This is a genomic window from Propylenella binzhouense (assembly GCF_009866965.1).
Lineage (GTDB): Bacteria > Pseudomonadota > Alphaproteobacteria > Rhizobiales > Afifellaceae > Propylenella > Propylenella binzhouense.
On sequence record NZ_SPKJ01000025.1, the window covers coordinates 1 to 17,266 of the forward strand.

Annotated in this window: 8 protein-coding genes; 3 read left to right on the forward strand and 5 right to left on the reverse strand. The window is 70.5% G+C overall.

Translation table 11 applies throughout. The features are described from left to right. Window positions 1-93: 93 nt before the first annotated feature. Window positions 94-5,559 (reverse strand): alpha-2-macroglobulin family protein, encoded by a 5,466-nt coding sequence (locus E4O86_RS09470; protein WP_161140292.1) that lies wholly within the window; start codon window positions 5,557-5,559, stop codon window positions 94-96. A 315-nt stretch (window positions 5,560-5,874) separates the two neighbouring features. Between E4O86_RS09470 and E4O86_RS09475 the strand changes: the two genes are divergently transcribed. The 3 genes from E4O86_RS09475 to E4O86_RS09485 are packed head-to-tail and all read left to right on the forward strand — an operon-like array spanning window position 5,875 to window position 8,749. Further along, window positions 5,875-6,903 carry a TRAP transporter substrate-binding protein gene (locus tag E4O86_RS09475; RefSeq protein WP_246206319.1) on the forward strand — a complete coding sequence of 343 codons (1,029 nt, stop codon included), beginning with the start codon at window positions 5,875-5,877 and terminating at the stop codon, window positions 6,901-6,903. Beyond that, window positions 6,900-7,433 carry a TRAP transporter small permease gene (locus E4O86_RS09480; RefSeq protein WP_161140294.1) on the forward strand — a complete coding sequence of 178 codons (534 nt, stop codon included), beginning with the start codon at window positions 6,900-6,902 and terminating at the stop codon, window positions 7,431-7,433. The genes E4O86_RS09475 and E4O86_RS09480 overlap by 4 nt, the downstream gene beginning before the upstream one ends. Next, entirely contained in the window at window positions 7,430-8,749 is a 1,320-nt protein-coding gene (locus E4O86_RS09485) for a TRAP transporter large permease (protein WP_343039135.1), read from the forward strand. Before E4O86_RS09480 ends, E4O86_RS09485 begins: the two co-directional genes overlap by 4 nt. On the opposite strand, the gene treY is transcribed toward E4O86_RS09485, so the two are convergent. From treY to glgX, 4 genes are read right to left on the reverse strand one after another with little or no spacing between them, the layout of a single operon-like run. Then, complete coding sequence (treY, locus tag E4O86_RS09490) at window positions 8,742-11,441, reverse strand: malto-oligosyltrehalose synthase (protein WP_161140295.1); 2,700 nt, start codon at window positions 11,439-11,441, stop codon at window positions 8,742-8,744. The two genes, E4O86_RS09485 and treY, sit on opposite strands and share 8 nt — an antisense overlap. Further along, window positions 11,438-13,312 carry a 4-alpha-glucanotransferase gene (malQ, locus tag E4O86_RS09495; protein ID WP_161140296.1) on the reverse strand — a complete coding sequence of 625 codons (1,875 nt, stop codon included), beginning with the start codon at window positions 13,310-13,312 and terminating at the stop codon, window positions 11,438-11,440. The genes treY and malQ overlap by 4 nt, the downstream gene beginning before the upstream one ends. Then, window positions 13,309-15,150 carry a malto-oligosyltrehalose trehalohydrolase gene (treZ, locus tag E4O86_RS09500; RefSeq protein WP_161140297.1) on the reverse strand — a complete coding sequence of 614 codons (1,842 nt, stop codon included), beginning with the start codon at window positions 15,148-15,150 and terminating at the stop codon, window positions 13,309-13,311. The genes malQ and treZ overlap by 4 nt, the downstream gene beginning before the upstream one ends. Continuing rightward, on the reverse strand, window positions 15,147-17,261 hold the full coding sequence (gene glgX, locus E4O86_RS09505; RefSeq protein WP_161140298.1) for a glycogen debranching protein GlgX: 2,115 nt from the start codon (window positions 17,259-17,261) through the stop codon (window positions 15,147-15,149). Before glgX ends, treZ begins: the two co-directional genes overlap by 4 nt. Between the last annotated feature and the right edge of the window lie 5 nt (window positions 17,262-17,266).

Sequence of the window (17,266 nt, forward strand, 5' to 3'; positions counted from 1 at the left end):
AGCGGGGCGGCCACCGCGACGAGCGACGCGCATGCGAGCGCCGCCGCTAGGACGCGGGCGGGGCGGGACGGTCGGCGCATCGCCGCGGCCCCCTCAGCGGAGCGGGCCGACCACTTCGACGCGCCCGCTGTCGGAGCGCGCGCGGAGCTCCGGCCGGTACATGTCTTCGACATGCGCCGCCGGATGGGCGAAGACGCCCGGCGACACGGCGCGGACCACGTAGGCGAGCTGGAACCGGGTCGGCTCCTCCGGGCTCCTGTCGAGCGCGGCGGCGAAGCGGTCGGCGCGGAACTCGACGTGGCTCGTCTCGGCCGGCGCGTCGAAGGCCGCGAGATCCGGCACCTGGCCGGCGGCGAGGAGGTTCGGGTTGTCGATCTCGAACCCGCCGGGAAGCGGATCCTCGACGAGGAGGCGGCCGCCGCCGGCCTCGCTCGTCGTTACGGTGAGGATCGTCACCAGCCGAGTGCCCTGCGCCACGCTCGCCGGGTCGGCCGGCTCGCCCTCGAGCGTGAAATAGGCGCGGGCGATCTCGTAGCCGTTTCCCGAGGCCGGTTCGGGCGCCGACGGCACGCCGCGGATGGTGACGGCGAGGTCGGCCGGACGGCCGGACCGGTTCTCCAATTCGGGCGGACGGGAGAGCGCGGCCTCCGCCGGAATGCTGCGGAAGAGCGGACCGCCGATCTCCCGGCCGTCGAGAAGGAACCGCAGCGGCTCCGCCCGCTCCATCAGCGCGTGGGCCGCGAGCAGCGACCAGGCATCCTCCTGCGTGCTCGTATGCGCCGCCGCGGCGCGCTCCGCCCCGACCCGTTCGGCGAGCCGGCGGTACTCGACCGCATCGCTCCCGGTCTCGGAGGCGAGCGTCAGGATCGCCGCGCCGTCGCGCAGCCCTGTGCCGTAGTCGGAGCGCCAGCCGCCCGTATCGCCCGTCTGGTCGAGCAGCCCGAGCGCCGCGCGGAACGCCTCGTCGGCGCGGAGCCTGTCGCCGTAGAGCGCGAGCGCCGCGCCGATCTGGGCCTTGGCGAGCGGCGTGCCGAAATCCGCGAGCTTGGTGTCGGCGTAATAGCGGAGGTCCCCGATCGAGGCGCGGCCGTTCTTCGCGAGCACGTAGAGGCCGTAGGCCACGTCCTCGCCGCCGCTCTCGAAATCGGGGGCATAGGCGAGCCTGTTCCTGAGGTTGTCGAGCGCGAGGTCGAAGGCCGCGTCCGGGACCGCGAAGCCGGCCTCCCTGGCACGCGTCAGGAAGTCCGTCACGTAGGCGTCCAGCCAGAAATCGTCGCCGCCCGGCCCCCACAGCCCGAACCCGCCGGAGGCGGCCTGATTGCCGAGAATGCCGGCGACCGCCTTCTCGATGCGGGCGCGCGCATCGGGATCGTCCCCGAGCCCGACGGCGAGCGACACCGAATCGAGATAGAGGAGCGGCAGGGCCCGGCTCGCGAGCTGCTCGGTGCAGCCATAGGGATAGCGGTCGAGCCCGCGCACGATCGCCGGGACGTTGAGCGGGCCTGCGCCGCTCGCCGAGAGGAACAGCGATGCCGTTTCCGGCACGAGCCCCGAGAACGCGTCCGCCCCGATCGTGAACCGGCCGCCATCGGGCATCCGGACCTGGCTCACGCGCACGACCGGCGGCTCGCCATAGCGGACGGGAACCGTGAGGCGCTTGTCGAGCGTGCTGCCGTCGGGGAGCGTGAGCGTGACCGCGATCCCCGCATCGCCGGCAGAGCCGGCCTCGACGGGGACCAGGACCGTCCGGCGCGCCCCGGCCTCGACCGCGAGGTCGCGCCCGGCCTCCGCTTCGCCGATGCGGATCGCCGGCCCGTCCGAGGCGACGGCGAGGCGGACATTTCCCGCCACGTCCTCGACCGCGTGCAGGTCGAGCGCGATCCGGGACCGGTCTCCGGGCGCAAGGATCCGGGGCGCGCTCGCGGAGACGACGATCGGGTCGCGCAGGACGGCATCGCGCTCGGCATGGCCGACTCCGCTCTTCGTCCAGGCCATCGCCATCAGCCGGACGGTGCCGGTGAAGTCGGGGATCGGGATGGAGAAGCGGGCGCGGCCGTCGGGACCGGCACGAACGATGCCGGAATGCCAGGCAAGCAGCGCTTCCGTCGGCGGCGGACCCGCGAGCGCGAGCCCGCCGGCATCGCCGCCGGAGCGGACGATGCCGCGCACGCCCTGCATGCGGTCGATGAGCTGGTCGTAGAGGTCGCGGATGGCGACGCCGAGCTGGCGCTGGCCGAAATACCAGTCGTCCGGCGCCGGCGTCTCGTAGCGCGTGAGATTGAGGATGCCCACATCGACGGCGGCGAGCGTCACATAGGCCTCCTCGCCGGCCGCGAGATTGCCGATCGCGAGATCGACGTCGAGCGGCCCGCGCGGGCGCGAGACCGCCGGTGCGGAGAGGTCGAGGTCGAGCAGGCGGTCGCCCGGATCGACCGCCGCCCAGGCAAGGCCGAGCGCGCGCGCCGGCATGCGGCGCGCCGCGATGTCCATCGGCCGGTAGAGCGAGGCGGTCACATAGGCGCCCGGCCCCCAGTCGCGCGTGACGGGAAGCGTCACGTCGGTACCTTCGGCCGCGACCTCGACGGCCTTCGTCGCGATCAGCCGGTCGTCGGCGACCATCAGCAGCCCGACCCCGGGAAAGCGCGATTCGAGATGGATGGTGGCGGTTTCGCCGACCCGGTAGGACGGCTTGTCGAGCGAGACCTTCAGCCCTTCCGGCGTGTCGAGCGCCTTCGGCTCGACGTACCAGCCGGCCTCGAAGGAGACCGATGCCGGCAGCGCCTCCCCGGCCGCAGCCACCTCCAGCTCGTACTCGCCCCATTCGACGGGGGCCGAAATCCGCCCGGCCTCCTCGGCGCCGGCCGCGACCGTGCCGCTCGCCACGCGGTTGCGCGACCTCGTCGTCTCGTAGTCCCACCGGCCGTCGCTGCGGAACCACTGAAAGTCGGTCCGCACCTTGTAGAGCGACCAGGAAAGGTCGCCGGCGGCCCGGCTTCCGTCCGCGCCGACCAGGATCGCGTCGAACCGGGCGGTGCTGTTCTCGTCGACCGCATCCTCGAAGAGCGGGCGCAGGCCCGCCCGGCTCTCGCTGCCCGCGACCGGGAGCGTCAGCGAGCGCTCGACCGGGCGCCCGCCCGGATCGAGCACCCGGACGTTCACGATCGCCTCGAGCGGATGGCTCACCCGCGTGAGCGGAGGCATCTTCAGCGCGAGCGTCGCGCGGCCGTCCTCGTCGGTGCTGGTGCCGGCGAACGGCTCGCTCACCTGGTCGAACGGCTCGCTCGCCAGGCCGAACCGGTAGCCCGGGAAGGCGGCGAGCGCATCCGCCGATCTCACCTGCGTCTCGCCCTCGACGTCGAGGCCGCCCGCGGGGGCGCCGTAGAGGAAGCGCGCATCGACGGTGACGGCGGGCGGTGCCTCGGGATCGAGCGCCGCGGCGTCGCTCGCGAGGTCGAAGGTCAGGCGCTCCGGCTGGAAATCCTCGACGAGCAAGCTCTCCTCGGCGAGCGCCTTTCCTTTCGGATCGGCGTGGATGGCCGCGCGCCACGTGCCGCGCATGGCGTTCGGCGCGAGAGAGACCTCGGCGAGGAGACCGCCGAGGCCCTGGTCGGAGAGCCGGCGCCGCTCGCTCTCCTTGCCGTCGGGACGGGTGACGATCAGGGTGAGAGGCACGCCGGTCACCGCCTCGGCTCGCGGATCGCGGACGAGCGCGGTCGCGTGGACCGTCTCCCCCGGCCGGTAGACGCCGCGGTCGGTCGACAGGAACACGTCGAGCGGCCCGGGCGGCGGCCGCCCCTCCACGCCGCGGTCGGTGAGATCGAAGCCGGAGCGCGTGAGGTCGAGCACGCTGTAGTCGCCTGCGCCGGTCTCCGCCACGACGAGCGCGGGCGACATGCCGCCGGTGCCGCGCGTCAGCCCCGGCGCGAAGCGGGCATAGCCGCCGGCATCCGTCTCCGCCTCGCCCAGGATCTCGTTGTTGAGGGCGACGAGCCGGAGCTTCGCGCCGGCGACCGAAGCCGCCGAGCCGAGCGAGCGCACGAAGACGTGCAGGCCGTCATTGCCGTCGAGGGTGGCGATGCCGAGATCGGTGACGATGAACCATTGCGTCGCCTCCGGGCCCCATTCCTCCCGCGCGCCGGCGGCGCGGGCGACGAGCACGTAGGCGCCCTTGGCGAGCCGGGCCACCATCGCGCCGACCGGGATCGCGGTGGTCTCCTCGCGGTTCAGCTCGCGCCTCACCTCGACGCTGCCCTTCCACACCTCCTCGCCGGTCTGCGCCGCGATCTCCTCGCCCTCGTAGCTCGACAGCTGGCGGAGAAAGCTGCCGTCGCCGACGGTGCGGGCAAGCTGGCGGTCGCCGACCCGGTAGAGCGACGCCTCGATGCGGTCCGTGTTGACCGAGACGACCGGGATCGTGGGCTCGCCGCCGGCGGGAAGCACGTAGGCCGTGCCCGGAAACCGGACCGACGGCGCGCGGTCGCGGACATAGATGTCGAGATCCACCGTCCGGGCGAGCGTCTCGCCGTCGGCCGCCGGCAGGCCGGCGCGCAGCGAGACGCGGTAGCGCGCGCCGTGCTCGGCGCCGTCGACGCAGATCTGCCGGCTCTCGACCTCGACGGAGAGGCTGCCCGGCCCCTCCGCACGCACGAAATCGGCGAGGTCGGCGCGGCCGGCCGGCAGCGGATCGGAGAAGAGGACGCAGATCCGCGGGCTCGCGGCATCGGAATCGACCTGATGCTCGGTGATCCGGAAGCCGTGCTGGGCGACCATCTCGTCGAGCCGGGTCGCGAGCCCCGCATCCGCCCGGATCGCGAGGCTCGCACGCAGGGCGGCGATCGCCGGCCGCCAGGCCTCGCGGGCGGCGAGCGCATCGCTCAGGAGGACGAGGCTCCCGGCCCGGTCGGCGGCCGCGTCGGCACGGAGATAGGCGTTGATCGCACCGGCGGTCCGGTCCCTCAGGATCTTCTGCTGCGCCTCGTAGAAGCTGGAGGTCTCGCCGGCGGCCGCGCGCGTGAAGGCGAGCCAGAGATCGACCCGCTCGGGGCGGAGCCGGAGCGCGGTCCGGTAGAGCGCCGCGGCGCGCCCGTGGTCGCCCGCGGCGTCGGCGCGCCGGGCATCCGCCGCGATCGCCTCGGGCGAGCCCTCCATGGCCGGCTGGAACGCCTCGCCGGCGAAGCGGCGGGCTTCGTCGAGATAAGGCTGCGGCAGGAACCGGAGTTCGGCCGTCCTCACCGCCGCGCGGTCGACGGTGGAAGGCTGCGGCCCGGCTATCCGGCCCGACACCGCGCCGGCGACCGCCCTCAGTTCCCCGACCCCGTTCTTGAGGAAGCACCAGCCGGCCCTGGTGTTGAACGTGAAGGCCTGGCACTGGGCGTCGCCGACGCAGGCGGCCTCGCAGGCCTCGAGGTCTACGCCCTTCCGGACGTCGTAGTCCGAGCCGAAATAGTCCGCCCCCTCGGTCACGAGCAACCGGCGTTCCTGGGCGGAAGCCTGGAGGGAGAGCGCAAGGAGCAGCGCGACGGCCAGAGAGCCGCGCAGCGCGCGCGCAAGAGCGACCATGTTCTCCTCCCCTCGTCCCGCCGGGTTCGGGGGTCCCGCCGGGTTCGGGCGAGTCTATGCCCGGTCCGGAAGCCGGTAAAGCACGCAGCACGGCGGCCGGAAACGCGCCGCGGCGGGCACCGCCATTGCGAATTGCCGATTTTCGGTGTCGAATGGTCCGATCGCCGAAACACGTTGCAGCTCAAACCATCTCGTGCCTAAACGGGGACAGGGTTGGAGTCGGCGGCCGGGCGGCAGCGAAGGCGCTCGGAATGCCGGCGCGCCGGCCGGACGGATCCCGCTGGGGGGAAAACAATGATCGATCGCCGCAGATTCATGACGACGACGGCAGCGGCGCTTGCCGCGCCCGCTTTGTTGAAGGCGACGCGCGCCCGCGCGGCGGAGGTGACGCTGAAGCTGCACCATTTCCTGCCGCCCGTCTCGAACGTGCACAAGAACTTCCTGGTGCCGTGGTCGGAGCAGATCAAGAAGGACTCCGACGGCCAGCTCGAGATCCAGCTCTTCCCCGCGATGCAGCTCGGCGGCGCGCCCCCGCAGCTCTTCGACCAGGCGCGCGACGGCGTGGTCGACATGGTCTGGACCCTGCCCGGCTACACGCCCGGCCGCTTCCCCAAGCTCGAGACCTTCGACCTTCCCTTCGTGGCGGCGAAGCGCGGCATCGTGAATTCCCCGGCCATCCAGGAATTCGCCGACAACAATCTCGCCGAGGAACTTGGCGAGGTGCATCCCGTCGTCGTCTGGGCCCAGGACCACGGCGTCATCCATTGCAAGAAGGCGATAGAGAGCCTCTCGGACATGAGCGGGACCAAGCTCCGCTCCCCGACCCGGCTTGCCGCGGAGGCGCTGAGGGCGCTCGGCGCGACAGTCGTCTCGATGCCGGTCCCGCAGGTTCCGGAGGCGCTCGCCCAGGGCGTGATCGACGGCGCCGTGGTGCCGTGGGAGGTGGTGCCTTCGGTGAAGCTCCACGAGCTGACCAAGTTCCACACGCAGATCCCCGGCACGCCGACGCTCTATACGACCGCCTTCCTCGTCGCGATGAACAAGCCGAAATATGAGAGCCTTCCGGACGACCTGCGCAAGGTTCTCGACGCCCATTCCGGCCAAAGCGCATCCAAGCAGGCGGGGAAGACCTTCGACGACCTCAACGAGAGCGTCGTCGCGCTCGCCGAGAAGAGCGGCGGTCAGGTCCTCACGCTCGCGGAAGACGAGAAGGCCAAGTGGGTCGAGGCGACGCAGCCGGTGATCACCGCCTGGCTCGGCGCGATGAAGGACAAGGGCATCGACGGCCAGGCGCTCCTCGACGAGGCGCGCGCGCTCGTGGCGAAATACGACCAGGCCGCATGACGCAAGAAACGGGGGTCGGCCATCCGGCCCCGACGCGCCCCGGCCACGGGCCGGCCGAGCGCCTCGTCGAGGCGCTCGCTTATGCCGCCGCCGCAATCGGCGGTCTGTTCCTGGTCGGGGTTTCCCTGCTCGTGACGGCCAGCATCCTCGGGCGCTGGCTGTTCAGGTCTCCCATCAACGGCGATTACGAGCTGGTCCAGGTGGGGATCGCCATCGCGGCCTTCCTGTTCCTGCCGCTGTGCCAGCTGCACAACGAGAACATCATCGTCGACGCCTTCACCACCCGCGCGCCGAAATGGGCGGTCTCGGCCCTCGATGCGTTCTGGGCGCTCGTCTACGCGATGGTGGCCGCCTTCCTCGCCTGGCGGCTCGCGGTCGGCGCCGCCGACACGATGCGCTCCGGCATGACCACCCCGATGCTGCAGCTTCCCTATGCCTGGGCCATGGTGGTCGGAGCCGCGGCGCTCGGCTTCCTCGCGCTCGCCTCGCTGCTTGTCTCGATCCGCCACGCCAGGGACGCCGGCCGGTGAGCGGGCCAACCATCGCGGCGATCGGCTTCGCCGCCATGCTGGTGCTGATGGCGATCCGCATGCCGGTCGGGCTCGCCATGCTGGTCGTCGGCGCCGGCGGCTACGCCTGGCTCGCCGGGCCGCTGGCGCTCATGAATCTCGTCAAGACGACGCCCTACTACCTCTTCAGCAACTACACGCTCTCGGTCATCCCGCTCTTCATCCTGATGGGCGCCTTCGCGGAGCGCTCCGGCATGTCGCGCGCGCTCTTTTCGGCCGCCAACATGCTCGTCGGCCATTTCCGCGGCGGGATCGCGATGGCGACGATCGTCGCCTCGACCCTCTTCGGCGCGATCTGCGGCTCCTCGGTCGCGACCACCGCGACCATGAGCCGGGCCGCGCTGCCGGCCTTCAAGGAATACGGCTATGCGGATCGCCTCGCGACCGGCACCTGCGCGGTCGGCGGCACGCTCGGCATCCTCATCCCGCCCTCGGTGATCCTGGTCATCTATGCGATCTCGACCGAGCAGAACATCGCCAAGCTCTTCATGGCCGCGATGATCCCCGGCCTCATGGCGGCCGCCTTCTATCTCGTCACCATCAGGCTGCTCGTCGCGCGCGATCCGACGCTCGGCCCCGCCGCCGATCCGGTCGGGACGAAGGCGAAGCTCGAGGCGATCGCCGCGGTCTGGCCGGTGCTCCTCATCGCCGCCGCCGTGGTCGGCGGCATCTATGGCGGCATCTTCACGCCGACGGAGGGTGCCTCCGTCGGCGCCGCAGGCACGCTCCTCGTCGGGATCGTCCGCCGGACCCTCGGCTGGAAGGAGATCCGCGAGAGCCTGATCCAGACGGCCGGCACCTCGGGCATGATCTTCCTGATCCTGCTCGGGGCCGAGTTCTTCAACGGCTTTCTCGGGCTGTCGCAGCTGCCGACCGCGGCGGCGGAGTGGATCGCCGGCCTCGGCCTGCCGGCCTACGGCGTGCTTGCGGTGCTTCTCCTCTTCTACATCCTGCTCGGCGCGGTGATGGACGAGATGGCGATGATCCTGCTCACATTGCCCGTCTTCTTCCCGATCGTATCGGCCCTCGATTTCGGCCTCACCGGCGAGGAGACCGCGATCTGGTTCGGGATCCTCGTCCTCGTCGTGGTCGGCATCGGGCTGACGGCGCCCCCGGTCGGCCTCAACGTCTTCGTGGTGAGCGCCCTCGCCCGCGACGTCCCGATCACGCGGATCTATCGCGGCGCGCTGCCGTTCCTTGCGACCGACGTCGTCAGGCTCTCGGTGCTCGTCCTCTTTCCCGGGCTCTCGCTGGCGCTCGTCAGGCTCCTCAGCTGAGGGGCTGCGCGACGAGGATCGCCGCGGGAAAGCGGGCGAGCACCTCGCGGAGCGCGAGCGTGCCGGCCGAGCCGTGCTCCGCGCCCGTCACCGCGTCCCGCCAGGTCCGGCCGGCGAGCGCCGCCGGCAGCACGACCGCCGCGTCGCTCCAGGCCCCCGGAGGGACGAGCGGCAGATCCGCGCTCCCGACGAGCGCGGTGGCAAGGCGGCTCGCCACCACGATCACCGCGTCCTCGCCGTGGCGGCGGGCGAAGGCGAGGGCATGGCCCTCCGCGCGGCCGGCAAGATCGAGCGGAAAATATTCCCCCTTGCCGAAGAGGTCCGGCCGCTCCCGCCTCAGCGCGAGCCCGGACCGCATCAGGCGGAGCTTAGGTGCGCCGGAGCGCCAGTCGGCGAGCGGGTCGCCGCCCGGGGCCTCCGCGGCCGTCAGGAGCGCCTGCAGCGCGTCGTAGGCGACCGGGCGCCGGTTGTCGGGGTCGACCAGGCTCAGATCCCAGGTCTCGGTGCCCTGGTAGATGTCCGGCACGCCCGGCGCGCAGAGCTTGATCGCGAGCTGCGAAAGGCCGTTCAGCGCGCCGGCCGTCCAGATCGGCGCGCAGGTGGCCGCGAAATCGGCTGCGAACCAGTGGTCGGGCGCGAGCGCGCCCTTCACGAACCGGCTGACCGCATCCTCGTAGGTGGGCGACGGCGTCGTCCAGCTCGTGCGGAGCTTCGCCTCGCGGACGACCTTGGTCATGTAGGCGTCGAGCCGCTCGGCAAGGGCCGCCAGGCCGTCGCGGTCGCGCGGATCGAGATCCGCCGGCCAGGCGCCTGCGAGGGCCTGATAGAACAGCCATTCCATGGCGGGTTCGGGCGCCGTGCCGTCGTCGAGCTCGGTCCTGAGGCCCGAATTCACGACGCGCCAGCGCTCCGCGGCCGCCGCCCAGCGGCCCGGAACCTCGCCGAGCACGTAGAGCCGCGCACGCGCATCCTCGCCGCGCTTGGTGTCGTGCGTCGCGGTGGCGCTGAGGCCCCCGGGCTGGTCGCCGAGCCGCGTCCGCATCGCCTGATGGAAATCTTCGCGTGAGGCCCCGAAGCGATCGGGCTCGCCGCCGACCTCGTTCAGCGCGACGAGCCGGTTGAAGCGGTAGAAAAGCGTATCCTCCAGCGCCTTCGCCATGACCGGGCCGGTCGTCTGCTGGAACCGGGTTGCGAATTCCAGTGCGGTCGCCTGGCTTGCCGGATCGGCGAAATCGAGCCGCAGCATGCGGCCGACGAAGTCGATGGCGCTCTCGTCCTCCACCTCCCGGCCGGTCCTGGCCGCCGCCATCGCATTCTCGATGAGCGCGAGATCCTCCGCGGCCGGCCCCTCGACGTTCACGTAGGTGCGGTAGACCGGGAGCGCGGCCGCGATCTCCATGACGGCGCGGCGCAGGCTGTCCGCCCCGATGTCGCGCGTCATCGGATCGCCCGCGGAAAGCGTGCAGCCGAGCTGCTTCAGGAATTCGAGCTCGCCGGCAAGGTTTCGCGACAGGATGCGGCGCTTGGTGTCGAGCACCATCGCCTCGTAGTCGACCGCGCTGCCGATGAAGCGCTCGTACGCCGCCGTCGCCTCCGCCGCACGGGCGGGATCCATGAAGAGCCCGGCGAGCGCGGTGATGAACTCGTAGCCGGTGGTGCCGGCGATCGGCCAGTCGTCGCGGAGCGTCTCCCCCGGCCCGAGGATCTTCTCCACGAGCAGATAGAACGGCGCTTCGGACCCGATCGCGCCCTGCAGCCGGACGAGATAGGTCTTGGGATCGGCCAGGCCGTCTATGTGGTCGAGGCGGATGCCGTCGACCGCCCCCTCGGCGACGAGCCGGAGCAGCAGGGCATGAACGTCCTCGAACACCTTCGGCCGCTCCACCTTGATGCCGACGAGGTCGGCGATCTCGAAGAACCGGCGATAGGTGAGCGTCTCCCGCGCCGCGCGCCAGAAGGTGAGGCGCCAGAACTGGTCCTCGTGCAGGTCATGGAGCGCGGCGTGATCGGCGACGACGGCATCGATCGCGTGCCGGACCCGCTCGGCAACCGCCCGGTCGGAAACGAGCCGGGCAAGCTCCGCCTTCAGCTCCGGCGCCGTATCCGGGTCGGCGATCGCGAAGCGCCGCGCAAGCTCCGGGAACGACTCCTCCTCCAGCCTGCCGAGGATGCGCGCATAGGAGGGCGGCGCGATCGGCAGGCGGAGATCGCCATAGGAGAAGGAGACGCCGCCATCCGCCTCGTCGAGATCGAGGCCGAGCTTCCCGTCCGCGAGCGCCCGGCCATAGGCTTCCCCGAGCACCGGAACGATCAGCTTCGGCGCGCTCCAGTCGATGTCGAAATGGCCGGCGAACGGACTCGCCTGGCCCCATTCCAGGACGTCGCGCCACCACGGATTGAAGGGCGAGGCACCCATGTGGTTCGGCACGAAATCGAGGATCAGGCCGATGCCTGCGCTCCTCAGCGCCGCAGCGAAGGCGAGGAAGCCCTGTTCGCCGCCGATCGCGGGTTCGATCTCGCCGAAATCCGCGACGTCGTAGCCGTGGGTCGAGCCGGGCGCCGCCCGGAAGATCGGGGAAGCGTAGACGTGCGACACGCCGAGCCGGGCGAAATAGGGCGCGAGCGCGGCCGCCTTCCCGAAGTCGAAGCCGTTCCGGAACTGGAGCCGGTAGGTGGCGGTCGGGAGGGTCATGCCTGTTTCGGGCGCTCCTCGCGAACCGCGCGGCAGATCGCGCGGTAGAGCGCGGTCTCGACGAGGCGCTCGACCGGCACTTCGAGCTTCATCTGCCAGTTCGGATGCTCGTCGGTGGTGCCGGGTATGTTGACCTGCTCGATGGCGCCGACGAGGTCGTCGAGGGGGATCGCGAAGAGCCGCGACGGCGTGCGGGCCATGAACCGGTGGAGCGCGACCGCGACCTCGGGCGGCAGGGCGCAAGGCGCGTCGACGTCGCCCCGCATCATCGCCTCGGCCTCCGCCGGCAGGAGGCCGGCATCCGCGAGTGCGCCCAGCATGCGCCTGCGCTCGTGCGCCCGGCTCTCCTGCTGCGCGGGAAGGTCCTCCGGCGCGTTCATCCCGATCGCCGCGCGGGTCTCCAGATCGTGCCCGGCCCACCAGCCGGCGAGCGGGGGCAGGTCGTGGATCGAGATGCAGGCCATCGACGCATGCGGATAGGCGTCCGGGGGCAGGAAGAAATCGTCTCTCCGCTCGAAGAAGAAGACCCGGTACGAATGGATGTCCATCGCCGCCATCACGTCGCGGAACCCTTCCGGGACGACCCCGAGGTCCTCGCCGATGACGATCGCGTGGCGCGCCTGCGAGATCTCGGCGAGGCTCTGCAGCATGTCCTGGAACGGATAGCGGACATAGACGCCGTCGGCGGCGGAGAAGCCGGACGCGATCCAGTAGAGCCGGTAGAGGCTCATGGCGTGGTCGATGCGCACGGCCCCGGCGCGGCGCAGAACGTCGTCGAGCGCCGTGCGGTAGGGCTCGAAGCGCCGCTGCACCAGGGTCGCCGGCGAAAGCGGCGCAATGCCCCAGTCCTGGCCGGCGGCATTGAAAAAATCGGGCGGCGCGCCGATCCGGGCATCGGGCACGGTGAGCGCGGGGTCCGACCACGTCGCGGAGCCGTCGGATGCGACGCCGACCGCCAGGTCGACATAGAGGCCGATCCGCATTCCGGCCGCGATCGCCCGCCGCTGCGCCTCCGCCAGCTGCCGGTCGGCGATGAACTGCAGCCAGGCATGGAACGTGACCCTGTCCTCGTGCTCCTCGGCGAAGTTCCGCACCGCGAGGCTGCCGTGATCCTGGAACTCCGCGGGCCAGCCGTGCCAGCCGCTCCAGCGCCCGTCGGCCACCATCCGCTCGGAGATCGCCTCGAACAAGGCATGGAGATAGAGCGGCTGCCCGTGCTCGGCACAGAAGGCCTGGAAGGCGGATACGTTCGCCTCGTCGTCGCCGAAGGCTTCGAAGAGCGCCTCCAGCGCCCGCTTCTTCGCGAGCGCGACGAGCGGATAGAGAACCCGGTCGGACGCCCGCAGCTCGTCGAGCTCCGCGGCATCGAGGTCGAGCGCCGCGGCGCCCGGGACGCCGTCGACGGCGATGTAGAGCGGATTGAGGAATTGCCGGTTCGACGGCGAGAACGGGCTGAAGCGCCGGGCGTCCGCCAGGAAGAGCGCATGGAGCGGGTTGACGCCCACGAAATCGGCGCCCTCGGCGGCCGCGATCTCCGCAAGCCGGGCGAGATCCTCGAAATCGCCGATCCCCCAGTTGCGCCCGGAGCGGAGGGCGTAGACCTGGCACGTGACGCCCCAGGTCCGGCCGTCCTTCAGCCAGGGCGGCACGAAGCAGCGGATGCCGGCCGGGGCCTCCATCGCGCCGAAATCGATCGGCATGGCGCAGCGGGCCGCCTCCGCGATGTCCTGCTCGGTCTCCGTCCAGACGCCCATGGCGCGGAGGATCGCACGCTTCGCCTCGTCGCGGACGTCGCGGCGCTTGCCGTCTATCCCGACATAGGTGGATTCGATGCCGTAGAGACCGGCAAGCCGGTCGAGATCGGGGTTCATGCGTTGGGCAGGGCTTTCGCGCCCTGTTCCAGGTAGAAGGCGACCGAAAGAGGCGGCAGCTTTCCCTCGCGCAGCGCGGGATCGGCCCCCGGCCGCCAGTCGAAGATCAGACGGCCGTCGGGAACGTCCGGCACGGGGCAGACCTCTTGCTCGAAATTGGCGTAGAGCGACAGGCGCGAACCGTCCCCCAGGAGCCAGCGGACGAGGAAGGCGTCGCCGTCGAGCATCTTCCACGCGCCGGCGTTTCCGCCGATGCCGGCGAGCCGCGGCGCGATCTCGTCGCGCCTGAGCTTCAGAAGCCGCTTCACAAGGTCGAGCCGCCGGGCATGCGCGGTGTCGAACCTCAGGCTCCAGTCCATCCGCGACGACGTGAAGGTCGTTTCCGCGTTCGGATCGGGGATGCGCGCGCGGTTCTCCTCGCTCGCGAATTGCGGCCACTTGCGGAACTCGTTGCGGCGCCCTTCGCGGACCGCATCGCCGAGTTCTCCGTGGAAATCCGTGAAGAAGCCGAAGGAGCGCGTCTCCGCCCATTCCTCCCCCATGAAGAGGAGCGGGATCTGCGGGCTCAGAAGGAGGATCGCCGTCAGGAGCTCGAGCATCCGCCCGGGCGCGAGCATGGTGAGGCGCTCGTTGAAGGCGCGATTGCCGATCTGATCGTGGTTCTGGAGAAAGTTCACGAAGGCGGTCGGCGGCAGGATCGCGCTCGGCTCGCCGCGCGGCTCGTTGTCCCGGAAGACGGACGGCTCGCCCTGGAACACGAAGCCGGTGGCGAGCGCCTTGGCGAGCTTCGCGGCGTGCTCGCGCGTGTAGTCGGCGTAATAGCCTTCGCTCTCATGGGTCGCCATGACATGCGCCGCGTGGTGGAAGTCGTCGTTCCACTCGCCGTCGTAGAGCCGGATCCGGCCCGCCTCGTCGCGGACGTGGAGCCGGGTGATGTTGCGGTCGTCCTCGGTCGTCAGGTGGATCTCGCGATCGGTGATGCGGCTCCGCACGGTGAGCGCCAGCTCCTCCAGAAGCGGCTCCTCCGTGTCCTGGTCGATCTGGTCGATCGCATCGAGGCGGAGCCCGTCGAAGCGGAACTCCTCCAGCCAGTAGAGCGCGTTCTCGATGAAGAAGTCGCGGACCGGCGGCTTCTCGTAGGCGATGGCGCCGCCCCAGGGCGTCTGGCGCTCGGGGTGGAAGAAGTCCGGCGCGACGAGATGCAGGTAGCTGCCGTCCGGACCGAAATGGTTGTAGACGACGTCGAGGAACATCATGAGCCCGCGCTCGTGCGCGGCGTCGACGAGCGCCTTCAGCCGCTCCGGGCCGCCATAGGCGGGGTGCGGCGCATAGAGCAGGACCCCGTCATAGCCCCAGCCCCGGTTTCCGCCGAACTGGGCGACCGGCATCAGCTCGACCGCGGTCACGCCGAGCTCGGCCAGGTAGTCGAGCTTCTCGTTCACGCCGTCGAACGTACCCTTCCCGGTGAAGGTGCCGGTATGCAGCTCGTAGAAGACCGTCTCGCCCCAGGGACGTCCCTTCCAGTCGGCCGTCCTCCAGACATGGGCCTTCGGATCGACGAGACGGCTCGGGCCGTGGACGTCGCCGATCTGGGCCCGCGCCGCAGGGTCGGGAATGGCGAAGCCGTCGGGCAGGACGAAGCGGTAGCCGCCCCCGACCGGCACGGCATCGGTCTCGAGCTCGAACCAGCCGCCCTCCGCCTGGCGCATCGGGAGATCGCCGCGCCCTTCGGCCCGCAGCGTCATCGCGGAATGCGACGGAGCCCAGATCCGGAAGCGCGCTCCGCCGCCTTCGGTCGGAATCGCACCCCAGCTCGTCTCGAAGCGGAAGCGGGTCATTTCGGCTCCTGCCCGGATGTCGCCCCAGGGGCCTTTGCACCGAAGAGAAGAAGGCACCGCCCACCGAGCTCGATCTCCGTCTCCGCCGGGACCGGATCCGCCTCCGGCCGGACGAGACCCTCCGCCGTGTCGACGAGGAGCTGCCAGCTCTCCGCGGTCGCGGCCGAAGGCAGCTTGAACCCGATCGGCTCGTGATAGGCGTTCGACAGCAGCAGGAGGCGGTCGGCCTCGCCGCAGAGGAGCATTCCGACCACCTTGGCGAGCGGGTCCGACCAGGCGCCGGCATCCATCTCCTCGCCGTCGGGCCTCAGCCACACGACGTTGCGCGTCCCGTTATCGTCGATGGCCTGGCCGTGGACGTACCTGTTCTGCCGCAGCAGCGGTTCGGCGGCGCGCAGGCCGATCAGCCCGTGCGCGAAATCGAAGAAGGCCTGGTCGCGCGGCCCGATATCCTCCCATTTGAGCCAGGCGATCTCGTTGTCCTGGCAATAGGCGTTGTTGTTGCCGAACTGCGTCCGTCCCACCTCGTCGCCCATCAGGATCATCGGCGTGCCCTGCGACAGGATCAGCATGGCGAGGAGGTTGCGCCGCATGCGGTCGCGCAGGTCGAGAATCGCCTCGTCCTCCGTCGGGCCTTCCGCCCCGCAGTTCCAGCTGCGGTTGTCGTCGTGGCCATCGCGGTTGCCCTCCTCGTTCGCCTCGTTGTGCTTCTCGTTGTAGGAATAGAGGTCGAGAAGCGTGAAGCCGTCATGGGCGGTGACGAAGTTGACGCTGGCCCAGGGCTTCCGGCCGCGCTTCTCGAAAAGGTCCGAAGAGGCGAGGAGCGCCCGCGAGAAGGCCGGAAGCAGGCCGTCGTCGCCCTTGGCGTAGCTGCGCATCTCGTCGCGGTAGCGCCCGTTCCACTCCGCCCAGCCCGGGGGGAAGTTGCCGACCTGGTATCCGTTCGGACCGAGATCCCAGGGCTCCGCGATCATCTTCACCCGCGAGAGCACCGGGTCCTGCCGGACCACGTCGAAGAAGACCGCGTTCGGCTCGAAATTGTCGTACTCGCGCCCGAGCGAGCTCGCGAGGTCGAAGCGGAACCCGTCGACGTGGCACTCCTCCACCCAGTAGCGGAGCGAATCCATCACCATCTGGAGCACCCGGGGATGGCGGAGATTGACCGTGTTGCCGCAGCCGGTCGTGTCGAAATAGTAGCGGGGGTCCTGCGCCAGCAGGTAGTAGCTCGCATTGTCTATGCCGCGGAAGGAGAGCGTCGGGCCGAGATGGTTGCCTTCCGCGGTGTGGTTGTAGACCACGTCGAGGATGACCTCGATGCCGGCCGAATGCAGGCGGCGGACGGCGAGCTTGAACTCGTGGAGGTCGCCGCCCGGCGAGACGTAGCGCGGCGCCAGCGAGAAGTAGTTGACGGTGTTGTAGCCCCAGTAGTTGGTGAGTTTCTTCGCCACGAGGTAGCGGTCGTCGAAGAAGGCCTGCACGGGCATCAGCTCGATCGCCGTCACCCCGAGCTTCACGAGATGATCGACCACGCGCGGGTCGGCGAGGCCGGCGAGCGTGCCGCGGATCTGGTCGGGCAGCTCGGGATGGAGGGCCGTCAGCCCCTTCACGTGCGCCTCGTAGATGATGGTCTTCGACCACGGCGTACGGGGCCGCCGATCGTCTCCCCAGGTGACCGCCGTGTCGATGACGACGGATTTCGGCATGACGAATGCCGAATCGCGCTTGTCGAAGGAGAGGTCCTCGCGCGGCGAACCCACCCGGTAGCCGAAATGGGCGTCGTGCCAGCGGAGATCGCCATAGAGCTCCTTGGCATAGGGATCGATCAGGAGCTTGTTCGGATTGAAGCGGTGGCCCCGGCGCGGATCATAGGGACCGTAGACCCGGTAGCCGTAGAGCTGGCCCGGCCGTACGTCGGGAAGATAGCCGTGCCAGACCTCGTGCGTGTATTCGGGCAGCGCGATGCGCTCGAGCTCCCGCTTGCCCTTCGGATCGAACAGGCAGAGCTCGACCTTCTCGGCATTCGCGGAAAACAGCGCGAAGTTGACGCCGAACCCGTCCCAGGTCGCCCCGAGCGGATGGGGGGACCCGGGTTCGACACGAAAATTCGCCATGCAGA